At 31.4% G+C, this 2,320-nt stretch carries 3 protein-coding genes; all 3 read right to left on the reverse strand.

All coding sequences use genetic code 11. The features are described 5' to 3' along the window. Window positions 1-133 precede the first annotated feature (133 nt). On the reverse strand, window positions 134-592 hold the full coding sequence (locus ACFQ1K_RS14530; protein ID WP_320556879.1) for an RES family NAD+ phosphorylase: 459 nt from the start codon (window positions 590-592) through the stop codon (window positions 134-136). Continuing rightward, a complete protein-coding gene (gene parS / locus ACFQ1K_RS14535) occupies window positions 592-1,107 on the reverse strand; it encodes a type II RES/Xre toxin-antitoxin system antitoxin (protein WP_320556878.1) in 516 nt (171 codons plus the stop codon). Before parS ends, ACFQ1K_RS14530 begins: the two co-directional genes overlap by 1 nt. A 208-nt stretch (window positions 1,108-1,315) precedes the next feature. Then, window positions 1,316-2,020: a DUF6090 family protein gene (locus ACFQ1K_RS14540; RefSeq protein ID WP_320556877.1), complete on the reverse strand. Its 705-nt coding sequence runs from the start codon at window positions 2,018-2,020 to the stop codon at window positions 1,316-1,318. Window positions 2,021-2,320 lie beyond the last annotated feature (300 nt).

Raw genomic sequence — 2,320 nt, forward strand, 5'->3', positions numbered from 1 at the left:
GATTGCAGTAGCAAACAAACTTTTAAAACAAGCATTCGCTATTGTAAAATCAGGATTGCCTTATGATGAAAATTATGTGTCAAGATTAAGCTAAAAAGACTTGTTTTTTAACTCAGTTCTTTGTTGGCTGTAGTTATTTAAATATTCTTTTATCAAATGGGAATTCTTTAACATCGAAAATTTTTATTTTTTTAAATTCTTTATGATAAGGATTAATTAAATAATTGAAATCTCCTTGAACCACAGCAGACGGAACTTTTAAAACACAAAAATCTAAAGAGTCAATGAATTCATCACCTATTTTTTGAGTACTAATATTTGGTGGATGATTATTCCAATTATCTGGAAGGTCTTCTAACTTAAGTTCTTTAATTTTTATATTGCCTGGTATGTCTATCTCAATCATCACATAATCACTTGGTAAGGTAGCAAGGGTTAAATGTACGGCGACTTCGGCCATTGCTAACGCTCTACTTTCAGCTGAGTAAATTATTTCGGTTCCTTTTGAATTCCACCTATTTCCTGACCTAGAAGCTCCTTTTCCGCTTAACTCTTTAGAATATTTTTTCTTTGATAGTCTAAATACTCTCATTATGCGAAAATTCCTTGGTCGATTCTATTTAATTCACCCATTACCAATTCTTTTCCATAAGAGTCTTTTAGAAGCTCAGCTGGTTTTAAATTGCCGAGTGCATAGGAAGGCGTGTTAAGCCATAAATAAAATTGTTCTACAGAGTCAAATACTTCTTTTCCGAAATTTGTAACTTCTGCTAATTCTATTATTTTTTCCGTGTGTATTGGCTTAAAAAGATAATTGGCATCATTACTATGTCTCTGTAATGTTTTTTTAGATAGGTTTAAATATTCAGCCCAATCATCTTCTGTAAAAGGAGTAATTTCTTTAATTTCGCTAAACAACTTGTAAGGTAAGCCTTCTCGTATTGCACGAATTATTAGCATTTTATTTTCAAAAAAATCGGAATATGTGATATTTTTTGCTTTGATTTTTATTCGTGAAGATTTATCTATGTTTCGCACATAAACTTTAATTGCCTTATTGATAGCTGTTAAATCGTTTGTATATTCTTTTTGTTTTTCAGTCACCATAATATAGACATTTGTCCTCTAATATAAGACATTTGTCTGAAAGAGCAAAATTAAGGAAGAGTTTTTAATTACAGCCAACGGTTTTGTATATGATAAGTTGCGTGGTTTAGCACGTAATTTAGCAAATAAAAACCGAATAGAAAATCCGCGAGGATTTTCGTAAGTAGGCTCTAACTAGCAATGAATTATATACGTTGTTAGCCTTTCGTTATTTCTCTCTTTGACCCAATTCGGCTTTAATTCGTTCCTGAACATCCTTATTCTCTTTTATTGCTCTATCATAATTATAGTTCATCCAATTATAGAACGCAATAGCTCGTTTTAATGCTTCTTGAAAGTAAATATTATTCTGTGCTTCCGATAGGTTCACAGGTTCTGACAGTCTTTGATTTTTGCCATCGCTGAATACTGACTTGACATTCTTGTAGATTTCACTCATATGCAAATTCTTTATTGGCTCATAATCCATTCTTAAATCTTCAGTGACATAAAAATACTTGAAATCGTATAATTCTGAAATGGCAATTCTAAGCGAGTCATTGTGAATAATGTCAATCCCTTTAGATTTTAGGTTTTCATAGGCAACAGTTATTGGTTCAAATGTGCCTCTACCTGATAATCTTGCATAAGAAAATCTTAACGAATCAGTTAATGGTGTTTTCCGAACTAAATGTTCCAAAATTACTGTATTATGTTTTATTTGATTTTCATTAAAATCAATCTTTGAAGTAAGGTTAATAACATCCTTTTCAAGATTTACTTGAATTTCACTTAATATATTCGATTCAAGTTTGCGTTCTATTCTGTCGTTATTCCAATTATTAATTTGTAGAGCCAAAAGAATACCTATCATTACCAAAATAATTTCACCAATAGCATACTTTACATACTTTCCTATTTTATTTTTTTCCATAAGGTCGTATCTTATTTTTCTAAAGAATTTTATCATTTATTTAGTGGTTGGTTTTAATGAAGGCTAACGGTCTCGGCTATGAGTAGTTGCGTGGTTTAGCGGTTAACTTTGCTAGTACACACCAAGCTGAAAATCCGATAGGATTTTCAGAAGTAGGCGAGAACAAGCAATTACTTATAGCCATCCTAAGTTTGTATTATAGTTAAATTAGAGACTTTAACCAGAAAGAACAAAAGAGCAGAGTAAGATTATTATAGCCGTAGGAACTTTAGATTCCGTCAACAATGCGAATCCCTGCTC

This window comes from Winogradskyella aquimaris, assembly GCF_042676105.1.
Lineage (GTDB): Bacteria > Bacteroidota > Bacteroidia > Flavobacteriales > Flavobacteriaceae > Winogradskyella > Winogradskyella aquimaris.

Bases quoted from the DNA above. Each gene is read 5' to 3' on its own strand.
- ACFQ1K_RS14530 (WP_320556879.1), bottom strand. From the start codon at position 592: ATGAGAGTATTTAGACTATCAAAGAAAAAATATTCTAAAGAGTTAAGC.
- parS (WP_320556878.1), bottom strand. From the start codon at position 1,107: ATGGTGACTGAAAAACAAAAAGAATATACAAACGATTTAACAGCTATC.
- ACFQ1K_RS14540 (WP_320556877.1), bottom strand. From the start codon at position 2,020: ATGGAAAAAAATAAAATAGGAAAGTATGTAAAGTATGCTATTGGTGAA.